Raw genomic sequence first — 25581 nt, forward strand, 5'->3', positions numbered from 1 at the left:
AAGCACCCTTGTCCATACACGCGGACGGCGGGCCTGGTGCCCGCCGTCTTCGTTTCGTCACAACACGATCCGCGTCACGTCTCGGCTGTGGTCTTTTCCTTGAACCGGCACAGGTCGGCGATCACGCAGCCCGGGCAATCCGGCTTGCGCGCCTTGCACACGTAGCGGCCATGCAGGATCAGCCAATGGTGCGCGTCGAGCAGGAACTCGGCCGGAATCACCTTCACCAGCGTGTCCTCCACTTCGCGCACGTTCTTGCCGGGGGCCAGGCCGGTACGGTTGGAGACGCGGAAGATATGCGTATCCACCGCCATCACCGGCTCGCCGAAGGCGGTGTTGAGCACCACGTTGGCGGTCTTGCGGCCCACACCGGGCAGCGCTTCCAGCGCTTCGCGGTCGCGCGGCACTTCGCCGCCGTACTTCTGCAGCAGGATCGCGCAGGTGGCGATCACGTTCTTCGCCTTGGCGTTGAACAGCCCGATGGTGGCGATGTACGGCTTCAGGCCATCCTCACCGAGCGCGAGGATCTTCGCCGGCGTGTTGGCGACCGGGAACAGGCGGCGGGTGGCCTTGTTGACGCCGACGTCGGTGGCCTGGGCAGACAGCGCCACGGCCACCAGCAGTTCGAACGGCGAGCTGTACTCAAGCTCGGTCTTCGGGTGCGGATTGAGCTCGCGCAGGCGGGTGAACATTTCCACCACGTCGGCGCGCGGCATGCGGCCGCCGCGCCGCGCCGGTGCGCGGGCAGTCTTCTTCGCGGTGGCCATTACGGCTCCTTGCCGGTGACGCGGGCCTTGGCCCGGGCGAGAATCGCGGCCGCCGCGGCGGGCAGGGGGGGCTTCACGTCCGGCGCCGGGGGCGGGGTGCGACGTGCATCGCGCTCGGCTTCGCGGCGGGCCAGGCGCACCGCGCGGGCGCGATAGCGTTCGCGTGCGGCCCAGGCCGTACGCAGTTGCTGCTGGGCCTGCTGCAGCCGCTGCGGAAGGTCCGGGTGGCCAGGCAGCAGCTGTTCGTCGCCGGCTCGGGCGACGTAGTCCATCAGCCCCGCCTGCAGGGCGCCATCGAGATCGTCTGCCTGGACCCGGGCGAACAACTGCGCGGGGTTGGGTCGGGATGCCATGGCGTCAGCGGTTCTGGAAGGCCGGCGGGCGGCGCTGCAGGAAGGCACTGGTGCCTTCACGCATGTCCTCGGTGGCGAACAGCAGGCCGAACTGCGCACTTTCGTATTCCAGCCCGGCCTCCAGGCTGCACTCGCCGCCCACGTGCACCGCGTCGAGCAGGCCACGCAGGGCCAGCGGCGCTGAGCGTGCCAGCTGGCGGGCGACGTCCTGTACACGGTTGTCCAGCGCGTCGGCCGGCACGACTTCGTTGACGATGCCCAGTTCCAGCGCACGCGCGGCGTTGATCGGCGCCCCCAGCAGGCACAGCTCCAGGGTGGCGGCGCGGCCACACAGGCGCAGCAGGCGCTGGCTGCCGCCGAAGCCGGGAATCAGGCCGAGATTGATTTCCGGTTGGCCGACCTTGGCGGTATCGGCGGCGATGCGCAGGTGGCACGCCATCGCCAGCTCAAGCCCGCCGCCCAGCGCGAAACCGTTCACGCGCGCGATGACCGGCTTGGGCATGCGTTCGATCTGGCGCATCAGGGCCTGGCCCAGCAGCGAGAAATCACGTCCCTGAACGGCGCTGAGGGTGTTCATTTCCGCGATGTCGGCACCGGCCACGAAGGCCTTCGGGCCCGCCCCGGTCAACACCACCACGCGCACCTCCGGATCGGCAGCGGCGTCCCTGAAGGCATCGGTCAGCGCCTGCAGGGTCGCGGCGTTCAGGGCATTGAGCTTGTCCGGGCGCTGGACGGTCACGGTGCGGATGGCGCCTTCGTCGGCAACAGCGATCAGGGCATCGGCCACGGGGAAACTCCTGGAACGTTAAAAAAAAGTGATATTGAACTCTGCAAACGCAGACGGGTCATAGCCTGCATCGTGAGTAGCGGTTACACGTTGCGCCCGTTATCCTAACCCGTCGCCTCAGGGCGGCGAAGAACGTCCCTGAGTTACCACCCCTGGAGAACTGTTTGATGAAGTTGCGTTCTATCGCGGTCGCCGTCGCGGCCCTGGCCCTGACGGGCAATGCCTTCGCCCAGGACATCGCGTCCGAGAAGGGCAAGCTGAGTTATTACTTCGGTTACGACTACGGCAACAACCTGGCGGAGCTGACCGGTCGCGGTGAGCAGCTGGACATCAACTCGGTGGTGAAGGGCCTGCAGGATGCCTACGCCAAGAAGCAGCCGGCGATCACCGCCGAGCAGCTGAAGCCGGCCGTTGAAGCGTTCCAGAAGCGCGAGCAGGGCCGTGCCCAGGCTGCCAAGGCCGAGTACGAAAAGGCGGCTGCCGAAAACAAGACCAAGAGCGATCAGTTCATCGCGGCGAACAAGGCCAAGGCCGGCGTGCAGTCCCTGCCGAGCGGCGTCCAGTACCGCGTGATCGAAGCCGGCAAGGGCGCCAAGCCGACCCAGGCCAGCACCGTGCAGCTGGAGGTGGCCGGTCCGTTCCCGTACGGCCAGCGCCCGACCGAAGCCCGCCCTGCCCAGCAGATCCCGTCGATCAAGGTCAGCGAAGTTGAAATGAAGGCCATGCGCGAGACCCTGCTGCAGATGCCGGCCGGCTCGAAGTGGGAAGTCACCCTGCCGCCGGACCAGGCCTACGGTGCCGACCCGCGCACCCCGTTCCCGCCGAACGTGGCTGTGCAGTTCGAGATCAAGCTGGTCAGCGTCAAGTAAATCGAAACAGCAAACGAAACGCGCCGGTGATCCCACCGGCGCGTTTCTGTTTGTGCAGCCCCTGGCGGTGAAACGCCCGCGCTGCGCGCGAGCGTCGACTGACAGTCGACTCTACCGTTGGGCCGGGCCACCCGCGCAAATTCAGCCCGATCGCGCTACTGTTGCCGGGTGCAAACAATGGAAGAAACGGCGCGTGTTGTCGCAAGTCCCTGCATCGGAGTGTGCACGCTGGATCCGTACCGGCAATGCACCGGCTGCGCGCGGCATATCGATGAGATCGCGCGGTGGTCGTCGATGAGCAACGAGGAACGCAGCCGCATCCTGCACCGCGTGCAGCCCCTGCGCGAACAACTGCAGCAATCGCTGCGTGGCTCGCTGGCCGACCACGAGCGACTGATGCGCGCGCTGCACCCCTTGGCCCAACCGCCGGCCGGCGACGGCTGGAACCGCAGTGAGCTGATCGACCTGCTGCCGCCCGGGCCTCCGGTGGAGGCTGCGGTGCTGGCCGGCATCGTCCCGCGCGCCAACGGCGCACAGGTGATCCTGACCCGCCGCACCGAAACCCTGCGCACGCACGGGGGCCAGGTCGGATTCCCCGGCGGCCGCACCGAGCCCGATGACCGTGACGCATTGGCGGCCGCGCTGCGCGAGAGCCAGGAAGAAATCGCATTGGCGCCCGGCCAGGTGCAGGCGCTGGGGTATCTCGATCCCTTCGTCACCATCACCGGCTACCGGGTCACGCCGGTGGTGGCGGTGGTGGATCCGGATTTCGTGCCGGTGCCGCAGCCCAGCGAAGTGGCCGAAGTGTTCGAGGTGCCGCTGGATTATCTGATGGCGCCCGACAGCCTGCGCCAGGTCGAAATCACTCATCGCGGCCGGGTCCGCCACGTCCTGGAGTATGGCTGGCCGGGGCAGCGCATCTGGGGCGCGACCGCCGCCATTCTCTACAACCTGCGTCGTCGCCTGGAGCAAGTGAAATGAAGCCGATCGATCCGCCGTGGACCACCCTGGTCGATGTCACCACCCTTGCCGCTGCGCTGGGCGCAGGCGTGCGCGTCGTCGACGCGCGTGCCACCGCCAGCACCGCCGTGCGCGTGGTCGATGCGCGTGCTTCGCTGGCCGATCCGCAGGCTGCGGGCGGCCAGTATCTGGCAGGGCACATACCGACTGCGGTGCATGCCGATCTCAACCGTGATCTGTCGGATCTGACCCGAAGCGGCCATGGCCGGCACCCGCTGCCGGACAGCGATGCGTTCGCCGCGAAGCTCGGTACGTGGGGCATCGGTCCCGAAACCCAGGTGGTGGTCTACGACGGCAGCGACGGCAGCATGGCCGCCTCGCGCCTGTGGTGGCTGCTGCGGCTGATCGGGCACACCCGGGTGGCCGTGCTCGACGGCGGTATTGCCGCCTGGCAGGCCGCCGGTCACGCGCTGGCGAGCGGGCCGACTGAAGTGACGGCGTTACCTGCCTACCCGGGCCGTTTCGACACCACCCAGATCGCCAACGCCGATGAAATCAGCGCACGGCTGAAGCACGCGCCGGGCTGGTTGGTCGACGCGCGCGCGGGTGAGCGCTTCCGCGGTGACGTCGAGCCGCTGGACCCGGTCGCCGGCCACGTGCCGGGCGCGGTCAACCGCCCGTTCGCCTTGAACGTACTCGATGGCCACCTGCGCGACCCACAGGCGCTGCGCGCCGAACTGCAGGGCGTGATCGGCAACCGCGATCCGCAGCAGGTGGTGCTGATGTGCGGCTCCGGCGTGACCGCCTGCCATCTGCTGCTGGCGATGGAAACGGCGGGCCTGTCCGGCGCGCGCATCTACGCCGACTCCTGGAGCGGGTGGGTCAGCGACAGCAGCCGCCCGGTGGCGACCGGCGCCTGAGCCGCGCGGGGTCGGATCCGTTTTCCAACGGAGAATGGTTCTGACCCCATCAACCGAAAATCGGGTCAGAGCCCGTTGCGTAGCAACGGGATCCGACCCCGTGTCGATTCGAAGGATCGCGGAGAACTGTCGAAGGCGGGGTGGGGCCGGTTGCGGGGGTGTCCGCAACCGGACCCACCCCGCCATCCCACGGAATGCCAGCGTTTGACGTTGACGTTGCCGTTGCCTCTGCGGGTGCAGGGCGCAGCCCTGCCGCTTACCCAACCGGCTGCAACGGCACCTTCGCCAGCACCCGCGCCCACGGGAACAGCGGCCCCGGATCGCGCTTGCGCGCCACCGTCAACGTCGCATCGTCGCTGGCCGGCACCCGTTCCAGGTCCAGCTGGTCATGCCCGGCAATCCGTCGCAGCGACGGGTAGTGCGCCACCAGCGCCAGCAGCAGCTGTTCCAGCGCCTGCAGCTGTGCCTCGGTGTACGCCTCGTCCATCGCCTGGTGGCGGCTGTCGAACCAGTCCGGATAGCGCCCGGTATTGACCAGCTCGATGCCCAGCGTATGCGCGTTCATGCCGCGCACGTGATGGGCCACGCGTTCCGGTGCCACGTACTGCACCACGCTGCCATCGCGGTCGATGTAGAAGTGCCCGCTGTTGCCGGCGCCGCTGTCGTACAGCACGCGCTCGCCGTACTCGCGGGCCGTCGCCAGATCGGGCAGCTCGGTGCAGTGGATCACCACCATCTCCAGCGTGGCCGGGTCGCGCAGCGGCAGTCGGTCGTGGTAGGGCAGGGGCTGCAGCTGCCGGCCGGGCAGGAGCGGGTTGGGCATCCGGCGATGCTAGCATTGCGGCATGAACCTGCCTTCTCTTTCCTCGTTGGCCCGCTCGCACGGAGCACGTGCATGAGCCGCGGCCACTGCATCCTGTCGCATGGCTTCGAGAGCGGCCCGGAAGCGACCAAGGTCACCGCGCTGGCCGACGTGGCGCAGCGCCTGGGCTGGACCCATGAGCGCCCGGACTACACCGACCTGGACGCGATGAGCGAGGTCAGCCGGGTAGGCGACGTGCCGACCCGCCTGCGCCGCCTGGTCGAGCGCGCCGCCATCGCGGCCCGGCAAGGGCCGGTGGTGCTGGCCGGCTCCAGCCTGGGCGCCTACATTTCCGCCATCGCCTCGTTGCAGGTACCGGTGGCCGGCCTGTTCCTGATGGTGCCGCCGACCACGATGGGCCCGATGCCGGCGCTGGACGCCGCCGCCGTGCCGACCACCGTGGTCCAGGCCTGGCATGACGACGTGGTGCCAGCAGCGGGAGTGATCGCGTGGGCGCAGGCGCGCTCGGCGCAGCTGCTGCTGGTCGACGACGGCCACCGCCTCGAGCGCCACGTGGAGGCGTCCGCGCAGGCCTTCGAACGCTTGCTGCGGCAACTGTGAAGCCCGGGCGCACGGCGCGCCCGCCCGCATTGACTACAATGGCAGCCCCGCCGCCCCCGGCGCGGGCCTGCCGGCCGTGCCTACGGCCCTCCTTTCCGACCGGCCCGGCCCCTGTGCCGCGCCCGACCACCTGCGAACCGATCCCGTGAAATTCTTCGTCTCCTGCGCCAAGGGCCTGGAATACCTGCTTGCCGATGAACTGTCGGCCCTGGGCCTTGGCAAGGCCACTGCCACCATTGCCGGCGTCAACGCCGAGGGCGAACTGGCGCAGGCGCTGCGGATCGTGATGTGGTCGCGCCTGGCCAGCCGCGTGCTGTGGCCCATCGACGAGTTCGAGTGCCCGGATGAGCAGGCCCTGTATGACGGCGTGCGTGCGCTGCCGTGGCACGAGCACATCACGCCGGAGATGACCCTGGCGGTGGACGCGCACGTGTCCGGCGACAAGATCACCCACGCCCGCTTCGCCGCGCAGCGGATCAAGGACGCCATCGTCGACCGCATGCGCGATGAAGGCCTGGAACGCCCCTCGGTCAACACCGATCTGCCCGACGTGCGCGTCAACCTGTCGCTGCGCAAGGGCCGTGCCTCGTTGTCGATCGATCTCGGCGGCGGCCCGCTGCATCGCCGTGGCTGGCGTGGTGCCGCCCACGAGGCACCGCTGAAGGAAAACCTGGCCGCCGCGCTGCTGCTGCGCGCGCAATGGCCGCGCCTGCACGCTGCCGGTGGTGGCCTGCTGGATCCGATGTGCGGCAGCGGTACCCTGCTGATCGAAGGTGCGCTGATGGCCGCCGACGTCGCTCCCGGCCTGATGCGTCATGGCAGCCTGCCGCCGAGCCGCTGGCTGGGCTTCGACAAGGCCGCCTGGAAGTCCATCCAGAGCGAAGCACGTGAGCGCGAAGCGGCCGGCCTGGCCGCGCTGAAGCCGGTCATCCACGGCAGCGACATCGATCCGACCGCGATCCAGGCGGCACGCGAGAACGCCGAGGTCGCGGGCGTCGCCCACGCGATCCGCTTCACCCGCGCCGATGTGGCCGACCTGGCCGCGCCCGAACAGGAGATCGGCGCGGTGGTCTGCAACCCGCCGTACGACGAACGCCTGGCCGCCGATCCGGCGCTGTACCGCGCGCTGGGCAACGCCCTGCAGAAGGCGGTGCCGCAGTGGCGCGCCAGCCTGCTGTGCGGCAACGACGAACTGGCCTTCGCCACCGGCCTGCGCGCCGGCAAGAAGTACCAGATGTTCAATGGTGCGCTGGAGTGTGCGCTGATCGTCTGCGACCCGATCGCCGTGCCGGGCCGTGATCCGGCACAGCCGCGCGAGCTGAGCGAAGGCGCGCAGATGGTGGCCAACCGCCTGCGCAAGAACCTGAAGAAGTTCAAGAGCTGGCGTGCCCGCGAAGACATCACCTGCTTCCGCGCCTATGACGCCGACCTGCCGGAGTACGCGGCCGCCATCGACGTCTACGAGGAAGACGGCGGCAAGCGCCGTACCTTCCTGCACGTGCAGGAATACGCCGCACCGGCTGCCATTCCCGAGAACGACGTGCGCCGCCGCCGCAACGAGCTGCTGGCCGCTGCGCGCGAAGTGTTCGGCGTGCCGCCCGAGCAGGTCTCGATGAAGTCGCGCGAGCGCGGCAAGGGCGGCAGCAAGTACGGCCGCTTCGAGCAGCGTGACGAATTCATCGTGGTGCGCGAGAACAATGCACTGCTGCAGGTGAATCTGTTCGACTACCTGGACACCGGCCTGTTCCTCGACCACCGCCCGCTGCGCCGGATGATGGCCGAGCAGGTACGTGGCAAGCGCTTCCTCAACCTGTTCTGCTACACCGGCGTGGCCAGCGTGCAGGCGGCGGTGGCCGGTGCCGCCAGCACCACCAGCGTCGATCTGTCGGCGACCTACCTGCAGTGGTGCTACGACAACCTGGCGTTGAACGGGCAGGGCGGCAACCAGCACCTGCTGGTGCAGGCCGACGCGATGGCGTGGCTGGAGGGCGACCGTGGCCAGTACGACGTGATCTTCTGTGACCCGCCGACCTTCTCCAACTCCGCGCGCGCCGATGACTTCGACGTGCAGCGCGAGCAGATCAAGCTGCTGCGTGCAGCCGTGGCGCGGCTGGCGCCGGGCGGCGTGCTGTACTTCTCCAACAATTTCCGCCGCTTCAAGCTGGAAGAGAACGCCATCGCCGAATTCGCCCAGTGCCGCGAGATCACCGCGCGCACCATCGGCCCGGACTTCGAGCGCAACGCGCGCATCCACCGCGCGTGGGAATTGAAGCGGTTGGGGTAACGCGACGCCCGGGGTTGGATCCCCTGCGCGAAGCGCAGGGGCTCTGACCCCATCCGGATCTACGCACCAGGGGTCAGAGCCCTTGCGCTTCGCGAAAGGGATCCGACCCCGGTGGCCCGGCTACAGCACCGCCACCACCAGCCCCAGCACCGGCAGCACGATCGCCAACGCCGCGATCCACTTCGGCCGGTACGGGTACAGCCCGAACGACAGCGCCAGACCGCCCAGTGTCATCGTGCCCAGCCACAGCACCGGGCCCATCGCCCAGCCGTGGTCGATCACGCACAGCGCGAACGCCACCGTCAGCAGGGCCCAGCCCAGCACGCGCCACTGGGTGCGCCGTGCGGGCGTGGCTGCGGCCCTGCCGTGCAGGTCGTGCTGGTGCTTTTCCATCGCCAGCGACAACGCGGTGAACGCGGAGAACGACAGGGCCAGTGCCAGCAGCATCATGCGCTGGCCTCCGCTTCGGCGGTTTCCGCAGCGTCCACCGGGGCCCTGGGTGCTGCTGCGGCGGCGGCGCGCTTCTTCTTCTCGGCCGCGCTCAGCGGTGGCGTCCAGCGCTGCAGGCGCCAGCCGCACAGCGCCAGCATCGCACCGAACGCGATCATCGACAGATCGACGCCAGCCAGTACCCAGTCACCGCTGCGCAGTGTGATGCCAAGATGCGCGTGCGTGGTCAGCGCGTTGACCACCGGTACCAGCGCGAACGCAGCCGCACCCAGGTACAGCTGCCACGCCCACATCATCCGCTTCGGCCAGATGAAGGCGGCCAGCAGCGCGCCGCCCCAGGCGTAGAAGAACACGTTGGCCTCCGCACTCGCGCGCCCGGCGATGTCCAGCGGCAGCAGGCGGTTGCCCCAGAAGTAGGCCGCGAAAGCGATCGGCAGGCCGGCCACGGTGCCGATGTTCAGCGCATCGACCAGGCGCAGGCCGAAGCCGGTGCGGCCGCTCTTGGCATGCCTGGGCCGTTCCTTCACCGCCCACAGCACCACGCCGCTGGCCACCATCAGGCAGCCGACCAGGCCGGACAGGAAGAACAGTGCACGCAGGCCCCAATCGGCGAAGCGCGCCAGGTGCAGGCCGTACAGCACGCCACGGGTGGCGGTGGCGCCGCCGGACGGCGGCGTTTCCTCCAGCAACGTGCCGTTGACCATGTCGTAGCGAACGGCGGGAGTGTCGGTGGACAGGCGCTTGCCGTCGCGTTGGCGGATGTCGATCACCGCATTGGCCGCCCCCGGGTTGGACACGGTGAAGCCGGCCACTTCCACGCCGTGCCAGTGCGCACGTGCGCTGTCCAGCAGCTGCGCGATCGGCAGCGGCGTGGCGCGTCCTTCGGCCGGCGCGGTCACCTCCGGCATGCCGCCGAAGGCTTCGCTGAAGAACTTGTCTTCGTCCTGCGGGTAGGCGACTTTCACCCCCCACGGCAGGTACATGACCATCAGGGTGACGATGCCGGTGTAGGTGATCATCGCGTGGTAGGGCAGGGCCATCACCGCGCTGACGTTGTGGAAATCGAGCCAGGAACGCAGGCCCTTGTCCTTGCGGAACGTGAAGAAGTCCTTGAAGATTTTCTTGTGGGTGATGACGCCGGTGATGATCGCCACCAGCATGAACATCGCGCAGAAGCCGACCAGGTAGCGCGCCCACAGCACCGGGATGTAGTGCAGGTCGAAATGCAGGCGGTAGAAGAAATCACCGCCCCGCGTTTCGCGTGCCTTCAGTGCCTGGCCGGTATTCGGGTCCAGCGTGGCTTCGCCGAAGCCACCGCGACGGCCGCGACTGGGATCGGCCAGCTCCGGTGGCAACCGCCAGAACATCTGCACGGCCGGGTTGCGCGGCTGCGGCAGGGTGACGAACCAGTTCCCGGCCTGCGCCGCATTGGCCTGCAGGTAATCCACGGCGCGCTGCGCGGCGACATCGATGCTGACCTGGCTGGACGGAAGTTCCGGTCGCATCCAGCGGCTGATTTCCTCGCGATAGTAGCTGGCGGTGCCCGCCATGAAGATCAGCAGCAGCAACCAGCCGACCAGCAGGCCGGTCCAGGTGTGCAGCCAGGCCATCGATTGGCGGAACCCGTTCTTCATGCCCAGGCTCCCATCAGGCGCGCAATGGCCACCATCAGCAGGGTGGGAGCGAGAATGCCGACCCAGGCGCGCAGCGCGCTGCGGGTCGCGAACGCCCACAGCGCTGCGCAGGCGGCCACCAGGATGGCCAGCAGCATGCCGGTCAGCACGGCCTGGCCGCGCGCACCGGGCAGCGCCACCGCGCAGAACACGCTGGTGGCCGAAGCCAGCGCGTAGCCGCCGAAGATCGCGGCCAGCGAGCGTGACAGCACGCCCCAGCGTGGATTGGAGAAGAAGGTGCGGGGGCTGGCGGTTGCGGGCGAGCGGTCCACGGCGTTCCTGCAGGTAGGGGAGGGGATGGAACGCGTCCGCGGCCCCCTTGCGCCCTGCGCATGTCGCCCAGCGTGTCCCATCGACGAAGCACTGCCCGCGCAGGCGGGCAATCCAGAGGTCGGGGATGTACACGGGCGATGGGCGCGTCTTCCGCGCCCGCTTGGCTAAGCGTACAACCGATCAGTAAATGATAGGCATTCGCATTTTATGAATCAAGCATGATGATCCGGGGGCGCACCGAGGCCTAGAACCTGAACACCACTGTCGCCGCATGCAGCAACAGGCCGATCAGCCCACCCACCAGCGTGCCGTTGAAGCGGATGAACTGCAGGTCGCGGCCCACGCTCAGTTCCAGCTGTTCGACCAGATGCCGCTCGTCCCAGCCCTTCACGGTCTGCGCGATATGCGTGGTCACACCCTCGCGCAGGCGGCCGGTCAGGCGTTGCGCACCTTCCAGCAGGTGCTGGTTGAGGGCCTCGCGCAGGGCCGGGTCGGCCTGCAGGCTGGCGCCCAGCGAGGCGAGGCTGCGCTGCAGGTGTCCGACCAGCGCCGAGTCCTCGCGCTGCAGGTCGTCGCGCAGGCTGGCGTGGATGCGCGCCCACAGCCCTTGCACGTAGTCCTGCAGGGCCGGATGGTCGATCATTTCCTGCTTGAGCTGTTCGATGCGCTCGGCCAGGGCCGGGTCCTCGCGCAGGCGCTGCACGTAGTTCTGCAGCCAGGTCTCGTAGTCCTGGCGCAGCGGATGCTGCGGCTCGGCCAATACCTGCTGCAGTTCTTCCAGCACCGCCCGCGCCAGGCGCTCGGCCAGGCTGTCGCCGATCTCATCGATCGGCTTCACCCAGTTCACCGTGCTCGAGAGCGTCGGCCATTCGCGCTGGATGTAGCGCACGATCAGCTGCGAGGCGCGTTCCTTCACTTCTGGCTGTTCCAGCCAGCGGCCGAGCCGCTGCAGGCCCTCGTCCAGCACGCGCTGGTGGCGCCCGTCGGCGGTCAGCAGGGCAAGCAGCTCACCGGCGGTGGCGGCGGCATTCCACTGCCGCAGCTGCTGCACCACGAACGCATGCAGCTGCCGGCGCACCGCTGTCTCGTCGAAGAAGTCCAGTGCCTGCAGGGCCCAGCCGCGTGCCATGTCGGCCAGCATCCGCGAGCGCGCCGGGTCGGCCAGCCAACTGCCGAGGCGGCTGGCCGGATCGAACACCTGCAGCTTGGCCAGCAGCACCTGCGGTTCCAGGAACTGGTCACGCACGAACAGGGCGAGGCTGTCGCCGATGCGTTCCTTGCTGCGCGGGATGATCGCAGTGTGCGGAATCGGCAGGCCCATCGGGCGCCGGAACAGCGCGACGACGGCGAACCAGTCGGCCAGTGCGCCCACGGCTGCGGCCTCGCAGAACGCCGAGACCCAGGCCCAGATGCCGCGTTCGCCCTGCCAGTGGCTGACCGCGAATCCGGCCAGCATCAACAGCAGCAGGCCCAGTGCGAGGGCTTTCAGGCGTCGCAGCTGAGCGCGGCGCGGATCGTGGGCAGGCGTCATGCCGGAAGTCTAACCGCAGCCCGGTGACGCCTGCCTGTAGAGCCGAGCCCATGCTCGGCTGCCTTGCGCGTGGCAAAGAGCAGCCGAGCATGGGCTCGGCTCTACAGAAGCGCGTCGAGAGCGCTTACAGCGCTTCCAGTTGCTTGCGCAACGCAGCCAGCTGCACGCGCAGGGTGTCGTTCTCGCGGGTCAGCGCGACGACGCGGCGGCGCAGTGCCGGGGCATCCTCGCCCAGTTGTTCCAGCGCCGACAGCACCTCGGCGTCGCGGCTGGCGATCTGCTCCTCGTCCGGTTCCTCGAAGTCCATCTCGGCCGCTTCCGGCTTCGGTGCGCGCGGCTTGCGCTTGGACTCGCGCACGCGCTTGGCGGCCTGCTTCAGCTCGTCCTTGCCACCGGCGGCGGCGGCGCGCTGCTCTTCTTCCGGCAGGTCGGCCACGGCGGCGGCGGCGCTGATCGAGATCACGCCGGCCTTGACCGCTTCCACCACCTCGGCGGCGGCCTGGGCGTGGATGCGCTCGATCATGCCGACCTGGCTGGTGCTCAGCTTGGCTTCGCGCGCCAGCTCGGCGCGGCTGATCTTCGGTGCCGGTTCCCACGGCGGACTGTCTTCACCGGTCTCATCGGCGACGTCGGCGGTGCCATCGCTCTCGCGCTGCAGCTGCGCCTGCTCGACCTGCTTGCGGGCGGCCAGGATGTCACGCTTGCGCAGCGCCAGCACGCCGCGCTGAAAGTCGGACACGCTGCGGCGGCCCAGATGCTGTTCGATCATCCACAGGTGCACGTCTTCCATGCTCTGGAAGCGGGTGTTCTGCACGGTGTTGAAGGGCAGGCCATGCTTCTGGCAGATGCCGAAACGGTTATGGCCATCGACCAGTACATTCCCCCACAGCACCAGCGCATCGCGGCAGCCTTCGGCCAGGATGCTGCGCTCCAGCGCGTCATGTTCGTCCGCGGTCAGCGGGTCGATGTAGGCCTTGAGTTCTTCTTTGACGACGATATCCATGGGCACGGCAGCGAGCAGGAGCGGAACCGCCCATTGTACCCGCTCGCCACCATCGGCCCGGCTCAGGCGGTGGCCCGGATCATCTCGCCCAGGGTGCCGGTGATCTGGTCGATCTGCGCCTTGTCCACGATCAGCGGCGGCGACAGCGCGATGATGTCGCCGGTGCAGCGCACCAGCAGTCGGCCGTCGTGGAAGCAGCGCCGGTAGACCTCGTAGCCCCGGCTGCCCGGCGCATCGCGGCGAGGCGCCAGCTCAACCGCGCCGACCAGGCCGAAGTTGCGGATGTCGATCACGTTGGGCAGGCCCTGCAGCGCATGCAGTCGTTCCTGCCAGTACTCGCCCAGCTCGATGGCGCGCTCGAACAGACGCTCCTCGGCATAGACCTCCAGCGTCGCCAGCGCCGCGGCGCAGGCCAGCGGGTGCCCCGAACAGGTATAGCCATGGAAAAGCTCGATGGCCTGTGGCGGTGCCTGCATCAGGGTTGCATGCACGGCGTCGCTGGCCAGCACGCCACCCAGCGGTACCGCGCCGTTGCTGACCGCCTTGGCGAAGGTCAGCAGGTCCGGGGTGACCCCGAAGCGCTGCGCGGCGAAGGGCATCCCAACCCGGCCGAAACCGGTGATGACCTCGTCGAACACCAGCAGGATGCCGTGCTGGTCGCACAGTTCGCGCAGGCGCTGCAGGTAACCCGGTGCGGGCAGGATCACCCCGGCTGAGCCGGCAATGGGTTCAACGAATACGGCGGCAATCGTCGAGGCATCATGCAGCGCGATCAGCCGTTCCAGGTCATCGGCCAGCTCCGCGCCCTGGCGCGGCAGGCCCCTGCTGAACGCATTGCGCGGCAGGTCCAGGGTGTGGCGCAGGTAGTCGACGCCGCCCAGCTGCAGGCCGAACGGCTTGCGGTTGTTGGGCAGCCCGCCCAGCGCCATGCCGCCGAAACCCACCCCGTGGTAGGCCTTCTCGCGGCTGATGAAGCGCGTGCGCTGGCCCTCGCCGCGCTGGCGGTGGTAGGCCAGCACGATCTTCATCGCGGTATCCACCGCCTCGGAACCGGAGCTGGTGAAGAACACATGGTTGAGCGGGGCCGGCGCCAAGGCGGCCAGCCGCTGCGCCAGCGCGAAGGCCGGCGGCGAGCCCATCTGGAAGGCCGGCGAATAGTCGAGCGTGCGCGCCTGCTCGACGATGGCCTCGACGATGCGCGGCCTTGCATGGCCCGCGTTGCAGCACCAGAGGCCTGCGGTGCCATCGAGGATCTGGCGGCCGTCGACATCCTCGTAGTGCATGCCCTCGGCACGCACCAGCACACGCGGCGCGGCCTTGAACTGGCGGTTGGCGGTGAACGGCATCCAGTACGCCTCCAATGACTCCGGGCGTCGGGTGGCCAGATCGTGCAGGTCGCTCGCGGAACGCTTCATGCCAGCTCCATCGGGTCCGATGGGGGAAATGTAGCGCAGCCACGTCACGGTGGAGTCGCGGCCGCGCCGGTATAACCGGGGAAACTGTTCCGAGGAGCCCGACATGGCCGACTTTCCCGACCGCAGCCACTGGCAGGCGCTGGCCCAGCAGCTTTCGATACCCGGACAGGCCTTTATCGAGGGTCGTTACACCGACGCTGCCAGCGGCGCGCGCTTCGACTGCATCAGCCCGATTGATGGTCGCGTGCTGGGGGTGGTCGCCGACTGCGATGCACAGGACGTGGAGCGCGCAGTGGGCGCGGCGCGGCGTGCCTTCGATGCGGGCCACTGGTCACAGGCCAGCCCGGCCCATCGCAAGCGCGTGCTGCTGGCGTTGGCGGCGTTGGTGGAAAAACACGCGGACGAGCTGGCCCTGCTGGAAACCCTGGACATGGGCAAGCCGGTGCGTGATGCGCGTCGTATCGACCTGCCCGGCGCGGTGCGCTGCCTGCGCTGGACGGCCGAAGCGGTGGACAAGCTGTACGGTGAGGTCGCGCCCACCGGCCCGCATGAGCTGGGCCTGGTCACGCGCGAGCCCGCCGGCGTGGTGGCGGCGATCGTGCCGTGGAATTTCCCGTTGCTGATGGCGTGCTGGAAGACCGCGCCTGCATTGGCCATGGGCAACTCGGTGGTGCTCAAGCCTTCCGAGCGCTCGCCCCTGAGTGCGTTGCGGCTGGCGGCGCTGGCCGCCGAAGCGGGCCTGCCGGAGGGCGTGCTGAACGTGCTGCCGGGCCACGGTGCGCGCGTCGGTGAGCCGTTGGCCCTGCACATGGATGTGGACGTGCTGGCGTTCACCGGCTCCGCGGCCACCGGCGCGCGGCTGCTGCAGTATTCAGGGCGGTCCAACCTCAAGCGGGTCTGGCTGGAGTGTGGTGGCAAGAGCCCGCACGTGGTGTTTGCCGATGCCCCCGATCTGGATGCCGCTGCGAAGGCGGTGGCACGGGGCATCTTCTTCAACCAGGGCGAGGTCTGTACTGCCGGGTCACGGCTGCTGGTGCAGCGCTCGATCCGCGAGGATTTCGTGCACCAGGTGGTTGCCTACGGCCAGCACATGCAGCCGCGCCACCCGCTTGACGCCGACGCACCGATGGGCGCGCTGGTGGATGCCGCGCATCTGGACAAGGTGATGGGGGATATCGTGCGTGCCGAAAGCGAGGGCGCCCGCCTGCTGCTGGGCGGTCATCGCGCCGATGTCGAGGCGGGCGGTTGTTATGTGCAGCCCACGGTGTTCGATCAGGTGAGCCCCGACCAGGCATTGGCGCGCGAGGAAGTATTCGGGCCGGTGCTGGCGGTGCTCGGCTTTGACGACGAAGCCGAAGCGGTGCGCCTGGCCAATGACAGCCGCTACGGCCTCGCCGCCGGCCTGTGGACGCGCGATCTGGGCCGCGCCCACCGCGTCGCACGCCAGCTGCGCGCCGGCAGCGTCTGGGTGAACGGCTGGGATGGCGGTGACATGACCGCCCCGTTCGGTGGCTACAAGCAGTCCGGCAATGGGCGCGACAAATCGCTGCATGCGTTCGACAAGTACAGCGAGATCAAGGCCACCTGGATCCAGCTGTAACGGCGTCGGGGCTTGCGCCCACATGTAGAGCCGAGCCGATGCTCGGCTGCATTTCGTGGAATGTGGTCGAGCAGGGGCGAGAACCTGCAGAACAATGGCGCCTGCCACCCTCGTTGGCATCGGTGTCGGCTGAAACCATCGTCCCGTGCGGCCACCGGCCCGTGGCAGAATCGGGCGATCCGCCGTTACCCGTGTTGCCGATGTCGACGATCACCGCTGCCGCACCGCCCGTGAACTCTCCCCGCCGCGTCCTGTTGGCCAGCCTGATCGGCACCACCATCGAATTCTTCGATTTCTACATCTACGCCACGGCCGCAGTGCTGGTGTTCCCGCACCTGTTCTTCCCGGACAGCAGCGAACAGGCGGCGCTGTTGCAGTCACTGGCGACCTTCGCGGTGGCGTTCATCGCACGGCCGGTCGGCTCGGCGGTGTTCGGCCATTTCGGCGACCGCATCGGCCGCAAGGCCACCCTGGTCGCCGCGTTGCTGACCATGGGCCTGTCCACGGTGCTGATCGGTCTGCTGCCGACCCACGCGCAGATTGGCCTGTGGGCGCCCGCGCTGCTGGCGCTGTGCCGCTTCGGCCAGGGCCTGGGGCTGGGCGGCGAGTGGGGTGGGGCGGTGCTGCTGGCCACCGAGAACGCGCCGCCGGGCAAGCGCGCCTGGTACGGCATGTTCCCGCAGCTGGGCGCGCCGATCGGTTTCCTGTTGTCGGCGGGCATTTTCCTGGCGCTCGGCCGCTGCCTGAGCCAGGACGACTTCCTGCAGTGGGGCTGGCGTATTCCGTTCGTGGCCAGCGCGCTGCTGGTCGGCCTGGGCCTGTGGGTGCGCCTGAACATCCATGAGACGCCCGACTTCAAGCAGGCACTGGAGCGCAAGGCGCCGGTGCGGCTGCCGATGTGGACGGTGCTGCGTGACCATCCGGTGGCGATGCTGCTGGGCACGCTGGGGGCGTTCGCCACCTTCGTGCTGTTCTACCTGATGACCGTGTTCAGCCTCGGCCATGGCACCGCCGTGCTGGGCTACAGCCGCGAGCAGTTCCTGCTGATGCAGATGGCCGGCATGCTGTTCTTCGCGCTGGGCATCCCGTTGTCGGCGCGCTATGGCGACCGGTGGGGCACGCGTCGCACGATGATCGTGGCCAGCGTGCTGATCATCGGCTTCGGCGTGCTGTTCGCTCCGCTGTTCCAGCCGCACAGTCCCTGGCTGGTCACGGCGTTCCTGTGCCTGGGCCTGTTCCTGATGGGGCTGACCTACGGCCCCTGCGGCACCTTCCTGGCCGAGATCTACCCGGTGGAAGTGCGCTACACCGGCGCCTCGCTGTCATTCAACCTGGCCGGCATTCTGGGTGCGGCGCCGGCGCCGTACCTGGCCACCTGGCTGGCGGAACGCTTCGGCCTGGTCGCGGTCGGCTACTACCTGTGCCTGACTGCGGCAGCGACCCTGTGCGCGCTGGTGGCCCTGCACCGGCGCGCGCTGCGGCTCAGCCAAAGAAGCGCTTGAGCGTGCGCCCCAGCCAACCGCCGCCCTGGTGTTCGCGGGCGAACTGGTTCAAGTGCGCCTTGACCTGTTCGGCGTAGGCCTGGTCATCGCCGCGGATGTGGTTGAACAACCAGCGCGAGAGCATGGTGCGCAGTTCATCGCTGATGTCCTCGCCGGCCTGGAAGCGCATGCGGTACTCCGATACCCGCTTGATGAAGACTTCATGCACGCGCTTGTGCGCGGCACAGAACGGATAGCCCGCTTCCTCCATCAGTTCTTCCTCGAACGCGAAGTGCGACATGGTGTAGTCCACCACTTCGTCGATCACCTCGCCCACTGCCGCACGCTGCATGCTGGCCTGGGCCACGTGCAAATGGTTGAGCATCTCGATGATGCGGCGGTGTTGTTGGTCGATCACATCGATGCCGATGTTCAGATCGTCCTGCCAGACCAGTAGTGCCATCCCCGGCTCCCCTTCATGCGTATGTCGGGGCTGACTGTAGAGCTGCCGCGCTGGCGCGGCGTTGATCTGGATCAAGGCTGCCCGGTCAGGTCAGCGCGGGCTCGCGCGGGCGCAGCGGGCTGGCCACCGTGGTGCAGCTGACCCGGTTGCGGCCGCCGGCCTTGGCCAGGTACAGCTGGCGGTCGGCTTCAGAGATCAGCCGGTGCAGTGCATCGCGCTGCGGGCGCAGGCAGCACAGGCCGATGCTCACCGTCATGCGCAGGCTGGCGGTGCCGATGTCCACTTCCAGCGCGGCGATGCGCTGGCGCAGTTCCTCGAAGTACAGCAGGGCCTCGTCCTGCTCCATGTCCGGCACCAGCAGGCAGAACTCCTCGCCGCCGAAGCGGGCGGTCAGGTCGTGGCTGCGGGCATGCGCGGCCACCGCACCGGCCACCGCGCGCAGCGCGTCATCGCCGGCTTCGTGACCGTAGGTGTCGTTGATGTGCTTGAAGTGGTCGATGTCGATCATTGCCACCGCCACGCACTGGCCATGCAGCTGCAGTTGCGGCAGCTGGCGCTGGCTCTGTTCCAGGAAGCAGCGACGGTTGGGCAGGCCGGTGAGGAAGTCGCGGGTGGCCAGGTCCTGCAGCGTGCCGATCAGCTCCAGCTGGTCCACATTCTGCGAGACGCGGCAGAAGAACTCCTCGCGCGAGAACGGCTTGCGCAGGAAGTCGTTGGCGCCGTTCTTCAGGAAGCGCGGGATCAGCGAAGCGTCGGTATTGCCGGAAATGCCGATCACCGCCACCTTGTCGCGCGAGCGCAGGGTGCGCAGGCGGCGGGTGAACTCCACGCCCTGCATGCCGGGCATTTCCTGGTCGACCACGGCCAGGCGGATCGCAGGATGCGCGTCGATCGCGGCCAGGCCCTCGTTGCCGTCAGCGGCCTCGTGCACCTCGTGGCCGTACATGCGCAGCAGGGCGGCGGCATAGCCGCGCGCGGACGGCGAGTCGTCCACCACCAGTGCCGCAATGCGCCGGTTGCGCTCCAGGCGCTGCACCAGCCACACCAGGTAGTCGATGCTGCCCGGCGTGTTCTTCAGCACGTAGTCGATGATCTGCTGCTGCAGTACGCGCTTGCGCAGATCCTCGTCGTAGACGCTGCTGACCACCACGGTGGGCAGGCCGCGCCTGAGGAAGAACTCGACCACCGCGTCGCGGTCGCCGTCGGCCAGCACCAGCCCGGTCAGTACCAGGAACCAGCCCCCATCCTCGCTCAGCAGGCGATCGGCCTCGGCCAGGGTGGAAGCGATCACCACCGGCAGTTCCAGGCGCTGCTCGATGGCCTCGCGCAGCATGCCGGTGAACGCACGGGAGTTTTCGACCAGCAGGATCCGCTGCGGCAGCGGATCGGCCAGGTCGCCATCGACGGCGGCCTGCGGCAGGACGGGCATGATGCGGTGGCTCACGAGGGAGGGACTCGGCACGGATAGCGGCGGTTTCGGGTGCAACTTTAGCCGGAGCAGCGTGCCCTGCGCGTCGTTCACCGATCAGGCAGGCGATGCGAATGCCGCCGCTGTACCCGAAAGCGATTCGTGCAGGACGAGCCGGAGCCGGTTGCCACGGCAATGCACCGTGCCGCCGTAGGCCATTATCCGGCCGGCCAGACGCTCGATGGCCTGCTGAACGGTCCGGTTCGACAGCGTGCGACCGCGGTCAAGCAGGCCAACGACCACCACGATGCCGCGCCGGTCGCCCGCCTGGCCGCTCCGGGCGCGCACGCTGACCTGTCCCGACTCCAGTTCCAGCAGCAGCGACACCGCCTCGATCAGCGAGCGATAGATGGCGAGCTGCAGGTCGACAGTCAGCAGGCAGGGGTTGCCCTCCAGCCGGGGCGGAATCACGCGATGGGAGTTGTCCCAGCTTTCGCATGCGCCGCTAACCCGCAGCGCGATATACAGCCCAACCTGCTCCAGCCCCGTGGGGTAGACCAGACTGGCCTGTTCACGGAACAGCCGCGAGTGCACGGATGAGGCGTGCTGCAGGCTGTTGGCCACCGCATGATGCCCCTGCGCCTTCAGCCAGCTGACCATCTCGCCGAGCGAGCTGTCCATGCCTTCGCCGAGTTGCTTGAGATGGGAGGCGCGCTCGCGAAGCTCACGCTCACGGGTCTGGTGCGAACTACGTGCCAGGCGCAACGTGGTTTCCTCTGCCAGTCCACGGCACCGTGCACGCTCATGGTGATAGCTGATGCTGGACCCCAGGGCGAGCAGTGCGACACTCATCACGGCCATGTTCTGCTGGGTGGCGAAGGTGCCCAGGTCGAACGAGGACGGTAGGCCGGTGCTGGGTGTGGCGAAATGGAGTGGAAGGTTCAACAGCGGAATCGCGATGGCAGCGCCACGCCACCCATGCATGAAGGTCAGGGCGATCGCTGGGAGGGAGGACAGCAGTACCAGGTGGGTGCGTGTGGTGTGGGCGCTGATGGCCGTAAGCTGCATGCACAGGCCCAGGACCAGCATCACCAGGATGGCCGTGACCGTAGGCGCAGCAAAGCGGCGCGTCCAATTGGGGGCCGCGTGTCGTCGCGACCAGAGGAATGCCAACGGCACGAGGGTGATGATGGCGGCGAAGTGGCCAAAGATCGTGCGATCAACTGCGCTAAGCAGGTTGCTCGGCGGTGGGTTCGACCACAGAGCAAATGAAATGCCCATATTGAGAGCCGGGACGAACAACGCCGTGCAGAAGGTCAACGACAGCAACCAGAGGCCGGTGGCGGACTCCGATGGCATTCTAATGCGATGCAGGTAGACCACCAGCATCGCCACCGGCATCAGCAGCGTCGAGGCCAGGATGACCCAGGCCAGGCCGTAGCTGTCGATCATGGGAATGCGCAAGGTTGCGAAGTACGCGTACTCGCCAAGCAGCAGGTAGGGCCACAGGCGGGTCGGGACGATCAGTAGTGCCGCTGCCCGGATGCCCGCGGGCAGGAAGAACTGATCCAGCGAGAACTGACGCGAGGCAAGGCAGCCCAGGGCGTAGACGGCCGCGAGTGCGATTCCGACGGGTCGGATCCGGAAGCTCAGTTCAATTGCTTCTTTGAATCGGTCCAAGCCCGCGCCTCTCGTCTCCCGGCCAATGATGACTGACCACTTCCGCAGACACTATCGACAGTTGGAGATGGGTGCAATCGAGGTGTCTGGCCTCCCTTTGCGCTGCAATCGGCGGCTTCCCATGCTTCGAGGCCCTACATGCCCGGCAGTGCGGCGGCATAGCCACCAGAGGACGGTGAATCATCCACAATCAGTGCGCCCATGTGTCGATCGCGTTTCAGCCGTTGCACCCGCCACATTCGGCGGTTGATGCTGTCCGCTGTGTTCGCCGTCACACAATCGACGACATCCTGCTGTTGCACGCGCCTGTCCAGGGCCTTGTCGCAGATGCCGCTGACCCGCACCGTGCGCGGGTTTCGCCGCGGGTATTGGCGATTTCGGAGGCAGCTTCGGCGTGGCATGGGTTTGCATCGATCCAGTGGATTATCTCCGACAGGCACTGCGGAGTCCGCCCGGTATATGCTGATGCGATTGGCGGTAGCATCCTTCTTGATCCGTATTGCATCCAACCTGGAGGTCAGTGTGAGAAGTTTCCGAATTCATGCATTTGCTGGTGCATTGATGTTGGTGCCGGTATCCGTTTTTGCTTTTGCCCCGAGTGACGACCATGGAATCAAGTTGGCCGGCCAAGGACTCGGCCAGTCGACTCCTCAAGCACAAGACCTGAGCGTGGATCCCGGCTGGTTGGTCTATGGGTTCGAGCGCGATGGCATGGATTATTTCCAGGTAAACGATCTCGCAGGGCACGTGCACATCGTGATCGGCAATGCTGCCGGCACGTTCTGGGTGCTGCCGGCAGGTGACCCGTCTGCGAAGGTGTCGTTGCCGGAGCAGCGCCTGCCTGTTCCCGCCAAGGCCACCAGAACGGTTGTCTATCGGGCCCCCGCATTCACGCTGGTCAGATATGCAAGCGGAGCTGATGTGTTGTGGGCAGTAGAGGCACCCTGATACTGACAGTTGCCGGGATATCGGCCAGCTTCAGTATCAGACTGCATGGGCACCCGGTGTTCGCCGGGTGCCCATGACGCCCTGGGCCAGGGGGACGAGCGGGACGTTATGCGATTCTGCTGTGTTGGTTCGATCCGGTCGCTTGACTGTGAAATGCACTACTGCAGCGCAGAGGGTGCGGGGCAGCCGTACCGCGATGGAGTACTGGCTACTGCCTCCAGTCTGGTTTCGCGGTCGAGGAACAGAATCCTGACCCGGTTGCGATAGCAGTCAACGGTCCCGTCATAGGGGAGGGTTCGCCCGGTCAGTCGCTCGAACGCTGCCATCGTTGTCTGCTTGGAAAGGCGTCTGCGCTGTTCCAGCAGTGACACGACCATGAGGATTCCGCGCCTGGAGCCCATTCCGCCGCACCTTGCACGAATGCGAATCTGACCACCTTCATGCTTGAGAAGAATGGAGACCGCATCAATCAGTGTCCGGTAAGCGGCCAATTGGAGTTCCACGCTCAGGTTGCAGGGGTCGCCTTTCAGATCCGGGCGGAGAACGCGCTCCGTCAGCTTCCACGACTCACGGATGCCACCCGCCTGCAGGGCCACGTAAAGCCCAAGATGCTCCAGGCCCGAGGGATAGACCATGCTTGTCTGTTCGCGAAAGAGCCGCGAATGTACATTCGAGGTATGCAGAAGGCTGTTGGCCACTGCGTGATGTCCCTGGGCCTTGAGCCATTCGGCCAGCTCAACCAGCGACGTATCAATGCCGTCGCCGAGCTTGCGAAGGTGCAGGGCACGTTCACGCAGCTCCATCTCGCTGGCCAATTGCGAGCTCCTCGCCAGATGGATGGCGTCCCTTTCCCCCATCTCGCGCAGCCTGTAACGGTGGTAGAAGTGGGTGATGCGTGATCCGAGCAGCAGCAATACGATGCCGCTGATCGCCATGATCTGCTGGGTGATGAAGGCCGCTGGATCGAATGCGGTGGGATGGGTGTTGGGCGTGGTCAGGCCGATGACCATGTTGAGCACCGGCACTGCAAGGGCAGCCCCCTTCCAGCCATACAGGCAGGTAAGCGCGGCCGCGGGGAGTGCCAACAGCAGCAGGAACGTTGCCTTCAATGCAATCCAGTCTGCGGGCAGTTGAGTCGCTGCTATCCCGATCAGCAGCATCGATGAAAGTGCTGCCAGCATCGGGGTCTTTCGTCGAGCGTTCCACTCCTGCCCCACGTCCTGCCGCGCCCACAGCATGGCGATGGGGGCCACCGTCAGAATGCCGATGAAATCACCCACGCTGAAGCGCGCGGCATTGGTCAGGAAGGGTGTGGAAGGAGGTGTTGGCCAGAGCAGATGGGAAAAGCTGAGGTTGAGCAGAGTAATAACGACGCTGGAAGCGGCGGCAATCAACAAGAGGCCGATCGTCTGCGACTCCGCCATCAGTCGCCGTTGCAGCTTCACAATCAGCATCACCGCTGGCATGAGGAATGCGGAGGCAACAATGACCCATGTCAGGCCGTACTTCTCGATCATCGGCACGCGGGACTGTGCAAAGTACGCATATTCGCCCAGCAGCAGGTAGGGCCACAGGCGCGGCGGGCACAACAGCACGGCTGCCACCCGGATGCCGGCTGGCAAATAGAACTGATCCAGCGACAGCTGTCGGGTTGCCCAATAGGCAACTGCATAAAGCAAGGCAATCATCAGGCCAGCCGGACGAATGCGCACCTTCAGCAACAATCCTTCTTTCCACCAGTCCAATCGCACGTCCCCCTCTCCTACGTGTCCCCTGTCAGCATCCATTCGCCGCGGGGCCCGGTTTCTCAGGACGGTATCGGTCTGCGAACGATTATGCAATTGCATAGCTGCGCATTTAGGAAATTGTCCAGCCATCCATCACAGATGTCGCGTGAAAATCTGTGACGTGTGCAGCACGATCAGCGCTGCGGTACGTTTGTCAGAACGTTCAATACAGGTGGAGATGCAGAATCTTCACCACAATGCATCCCGCAGCTTGTACCAGGACATCGCCGCCACCAGCAGCGGCGTGCGCAGCAGCCGGCCGCCGGGGAAGGGCGCATGCCGAAGGCGCTGGAACACGTCCAGGCGCTCGCTCTGGCCGGCAATGGCGGCGGCGATCACCTCGCCGGCCAGCCCGGCGGCGGCCACCCCGTGGCCGGAGAAGCCCTGCGCGAAGTACAGGTCGCCGTCCAGCCGGCCCCAATGCGGGGCGCGGTTGCGGGTGATGTCCACGTAGCCGCCCCATACCTGGTCCAGTGCCACGTCGGCCAGCTGCGGGAACACCTGGTGCATGCGCCGTTGCATCACCCCACGCAGGCCGGGTGGGGGCAGCGCCGAGTAGCTGGCGCGCCCCCCGAACAGCAGGCGATGGTCGTGGCTGAGGCGGAAATAGTCCAATGCCCAGGCGGTGTCGGCCACGGCCATGTCGTTGCCGATCAGGGCGCGGGCGCGCTCGGCCCCCAGCGGCGCGCTGGCGCCGATATAGGTGCCGACCGGCATGATCCGCCGTTCCAGCTCGGGCAGCAGGCCCTGCAGCCAGGCATTTCCGGCCACCACCAGATGCGCGGCGCGTACGCTGCCGTGGGCGGTGTGCAGGGTCGGCTGCGGTCCGCGCTGCACGCGGGTTACCGCCGAATGCTCGTGGATCACCACGCCGGCCGCGCGCGCCGCATCGGCCAGACCGCGCGCATAGGCCAGCGGGTGCAGGTGCGCGCTGAGCGGATCGAACATCGCGGCACGATAGCGCGGGCTGTCCAGCTGCGCGCGCAGGGCGTCACGGTCCCACCACTGCATGGGGTAGTCGTAGTGGCGTTGCAGGTGCTCGCAGTGGACGCGCAGTTCCCGTTCATGGCGTTCGCGGATGGCGACGCTGGCGTGGCCTTCCACCCAATGGCAGTCAATGCCGTGGCGATTGATGCGGGCGCGCATCGCCTGCACCGCGTCGCGCGACCAGTCAAACAGGTGGCGCGCATCATCACGACCGAGCTGACGCTCCAGTTCGTCCACCTCGCAGCCATAGCCGACCAGCGCCTGCCCGCCGTTGCGGCCGGACGCGCCCCAGCCGATCCGCTGCGCTTCCAGCACTACCACGCGCCGGCCACGTGCCGCCAGTTCCAGGGCTGCGGTCAGGCCGGTATAGCCGGCGCCCAGCACCGCAACGTCGGCCTGCACATTACCCTGCAGCGGGGGCAGTGCGGGCGGTTCGGGCAGGCTGGCGGCGTACCAGCTGGGCGGGAACGCGGCGCTCACTGCAGGCCTCGCGGGTGCAGGGCGGGAGGGCGGAGCGGG

General features: G+C 67.5%; 23 protein-coding genes. 8 read left to right on the plus strand and 15 right to left on the minus strand.

The genetic code is table 11. From position 1 onward, the window contains the following. Positions 1–74: 74 nt before the first annotated feature. The 3 genes from nth to AC5P7A_RS05275 are packed head-to-tail and all read right to left on the minus strand — an operon-like array spanning position 75 to position 1907. The gene (nth, locus tag AC5P7A_RS05265; protein ID WP_014646542.1) at positions 75–767 is read right to left on the minus strand and encodes an endonuclease III; all 693 of its coding nucleotides are present in this window, start codon (positions 765–767) and stop codon (positions 75–77) included. After that, on the minus strand, positions 767–1120 hold the full coding sequence (locus AC5P7A_RS05270) for a hypothetical protein (RefSeq protein WP_049442206.1): 354 nt from the start codon (positions 1118–1120) through the stop codon (positions 767–769). Before AC5P7A_RS05270 ends, nth begins: the two co-directional genes overlap by 1 nt. A 4-nt stretch (positions 1121–1124) precedes the next feature. After that, complete coding sequence (locus tag AC5P7A_RS05275) at positions 1125–1907, minus strand: enoyl-CoA hydratase/isomerase family protein (protein WP_445391483.1); 783 nt, start codon at positions 1905–1907, stop codon at positions 1125–1127. A 167-nt stretch (positions 1908–2074) separates the two neighbouring features. Here AC5P7A_RS05275 and AC5P7A_RS05280 point away from each other — a divergent pair, with 167 nt between their 5' ends. From AC5P7A_RS05280 to AC5P7A_RS05290, 3 genes are all read left to right on the plus strand, one after another. Continuing rightward, positions 2075–2776, plus strand: a complete 702-nt coding sequence (locus AC5P7A_RS05280) for an FKBP-type peptidyl-prolyl cis-trans isomerase (RefSeq protein WP_014646545.1) — start codon at positions 2075–2077, stop codon at positions 2774–2776. Between the two features lie 177 nt (positions 2777–2953). Then, positions 2954–3757 (plus strand): CoA pyrophosphatase, encoded by an 804-nt coding sequence (locus tag AC5P7A_RS05285; RefSeq protein WP_032960242.1) that lies wholly within the window; start codon positions 2954–2956, stop codon positions 3755–3757. After that, positions 3754–4656: a sulfurtransferase gene (locus AC5P7A_RS05290; protein ID WP_046429767.1), complete on the plus strand. Its 903-nt coding sequence runs from the start codon at positions 3754–3756 to the stop codon at positions 4654–4656. Before AC5P7A_RS05285 ends, AC5P7A_RS05290 begins: the two co-directional genes overlap by 4 nt. A gap of 256 nt (positions 4657–4912) precedes the next feature. Here the strand turns inward: AC5P7A_RS05290 and AC5P7A_RS05295 are convergent, their stop codons facing one another. Continuing rightward, complete coding sequence (locus AC5P7A_RS05295; protein ID WP_495219937.1) at positions 4913–5479, minus strand: N-acetylmuramoyl-L-alanine amidase; 567 nt, start codon at positions 5477–5479, stop codon at positions 4913–4915. A 72-nt stretch (positions 5480–5551) separates the two neighbouring features. Here AC5P7A_RS05295 and AC5P7A_RS05300 point away from each other — a divergent pair, with 72 nt between their 5' ends. Both AC5P7A_RS05300 and rlmKL read left to right on the plus strand, forming a co-directional pair. Continuing rightward, complete coding sequence (locus AC5P7A_RS05300; protein WP_032961606.1) at positions 5552–6079, plus strand: alpha/beta hydrolase; 528 nt, start codon at positions 5552–5554, stop codon at positions 6077–6079. Between the two features lie 145 nt (positions 6080–6224). Continuing rightward, positions 6225–8363, plus strand: a complete 2139-nt coding sequence (rlmKL, locus tag AC5P7A_RS05305; protein ID WP_049405921.1) for a bifunctional 23S rRNA (guanine(2069)-N(7))-methyltransferase RlmK/23S rRNA (guanine(2445)-N(2))-methyltransferase RlmL — start codon at positions 6225–6227, stop codon at positions 8361–8363. A gap of 120 nt (positions 8364–8483) precedes the next feature. Here the strand turns inward: rlmKL and AC5P7A_RS05310 are convergent, their stop codons facing one another. The 6 genes from AC5P7A_RS05310 to aptA form a co-directional block, all read right to left on the minus strand. Continuing rightward, entirely contained in the window at positions 8484–8813 is a 330-nt protein-coding gene (locus AC5P7A_RS05310) for a DUF3325 domain-containing protein (protein ID WP_032961601.1), read from the minus strand. Continuing rightward, positions 8810–10447: a PepSY-associated TM helix domain-containing protein gene (locus tag AC5P7A_RS05315; RefSeq protein ID WP_495219938.1), complete on the minus strand. Its 1638-nt coding sequence runs from the start codon at positions 10445–10447 to the stop codon at positions 8810–8812. Before AC5P7A_RS05315 ends, AC5P7A_RS05310 begins: the two co-directional genes overlap by 4 nt. Further along, complete coding sequence (locus tag AC5P7A_RS05320) at positions 10444–10758, minus strand: DUF3649 domain-containing protein (protein ID WP_049442217.1); 315 nt, start codon at positions 10756–10758, stop codon at positions 10444–10446. Before AC5P7A_RS05320 ends, AC5P7A_RS05315 begins: the two co-directional genes overlap by 4 nt. 245 nt (positions 10759–11003) lie before the next feature. Further along, a complete protein-coding gene (locus AC5P7A_RS05325) occupies positions 11004–12290 on the minus strand; it encodes a DUF445 domain-containing protein (protein WP_049405926.1) in 1287 nt (428 codons plus the stop codon). Positions 12291–12414: 124 nt separating this feature from the next. Further along, complete coding sequence (locus AC5P7A_RS05330; RefSeq protein WP_049442218.1) at positions 12415–13293, minus strand: ParB N-terminal domain-containing protein; 879 nt, start codon at positions 13291–13293, stop codon at positions 12415–12417. A 62-nt stretch (positions 13294–13355) separates the two neighbouring features. Next, positions 13356–14708: an omega-aminotransferase AptA gene (aptA, locus tag AC5P7A_RS05335; RefSeq protein ID WP_142234475.1), complete on the minus strand. Its 1353-nt coding sequence runs from the start codon at positions 14706–14708 to the stop codon at positions 13356–13358. Positions 14709–14811: 103 nt separating this feature from the next. Between aptA and AC5P7A_RS05340 the strand changes: the two genes are divergently transcribed. Together AC5P7A_RS05340 and AC5P7A_RS05345 are read left to right on the plus strand one after the other, a co-directional pair. Next, positions 14812–16308 carry an aldehyde dehydrogenase gene (locus tag AC5P7A_RS05340; protein ID WP_495219939.1) on the plus strand — a complete coding sequence of 499 codons (1497 nt, stop codon included), beginning with the start codon at positions 14812–14814 and terminating at the stop codon, positions 16306–16308. 200 nt (positions 16309–16508) lie between these two features. Then, complete coding sequence (locus AC5P7A_RS05345) at positions 16509–17810, plus strand: MFS transporter (RefSeq protein ID WP_032961593.1); 1302 nt, start codon at positions 16509–16511, stop codon at positions 17808–17810. Here AC5P7A_RS05345 and AC5P7A_RS05350 read toward each other — a convergent pair. The 3 genes from AC5P7A_RS05350 to AC5P7A_RS05360 all read right to left on the minus strand — a co-directional run bounded on the left by AC5P7A_RS05350 (position 17791) and on the right by AC5P7A_RS05360 (position 21340). Beyond that, a complete protein-coding gene (locus AC5P7A_RS05350; protein WP_004151683.1) occupies positions 17791–18252 on the minus strand; it encodes a bacteriohemerythrin in 462 nt (153 codons plus the stop codon). The genes AC5P7A_RS05345 and AC5P7A_RS05350 overlap by 20 nt on opposite strands. An 85-nt stretch (positions 18253–18337) precedes the next feature. After that, the gene (locus AC5P7A_RS05355; RefSeq protein WP_041863220.1) at positions 18338–19681 is read right to left on the minus strand and encodes a diguanylate cyclase; all 1344 of its coding nucleotides are present in this window, start codon (positions 19679–19681) and stop codon (positions 18338–18340) included. Positions 19682–19777: 96 nt separating this feature from the next. After that, the gene (locus AC5P7A_RS05360; RefSeq protein ID WP_329768051.1) at positions 19778–21340 is read right to left on the minus strand and encodes an MASE1 domain-containing protein; all 1563 of its coding nucleotides are present in this window, start codon (positions 21338–21340) and stop codon (positions 19778–19780) included. A gap of 459 nt (positions 21341–21799) precedes the next feature. Between AC5P7A_RS05360 and AC5P7A_RS05365 the strand changes: the two genes are divergently transcribed. Continuing rightward, the gene (locus AC5P7A_RS05365) at positions 21800–22288 is read left to right on the plus strand and encodes a hypothetical protein (protein WP_049420496.1); all 489 of its coding nucleotides are present in this window, start codon (positions 21800–21802) and stop codon (positions 22286–22288) included. 158 nt (positions 22289–22446) lie between these two features. Here AC5P7A_RS05365 and AC5P7A_RS05370 read toward each other — a convergent pair whose 3' ends face one another. Both AC5P7A_RS05370 and AC5P7A_RS05375 read right to left on the minus strand, forming a co-directional pair. Further along, on the minus strand, positions 22447–24039 hold the full coding sequence (locus AC5P7A_RS05370) for an MASE1 domain-containing protein (protein ID WP_046429789.1): 1593 nt from the start codon (positions 24037–24039) through the stop codon (positions 22447–22449). Positions 24040–24264: 225 nt separating this feature from the next. Next, entirely contained in the window at positions 24265–25542 is a 1278-nt protein-coding gene (locus tag AC5P7A_RS05375; protein ID WP_046429788.1) for an NAD(P)/FAD-dependent oxidoreductase, read from the minus strand. Between the last annotated feature and the right edge of the window lie 39 nt (positions 25543–25581).

Source organism: Stenotrophomonas sp. YJH_SMC_65 (genome assembly GCF_059369475.1).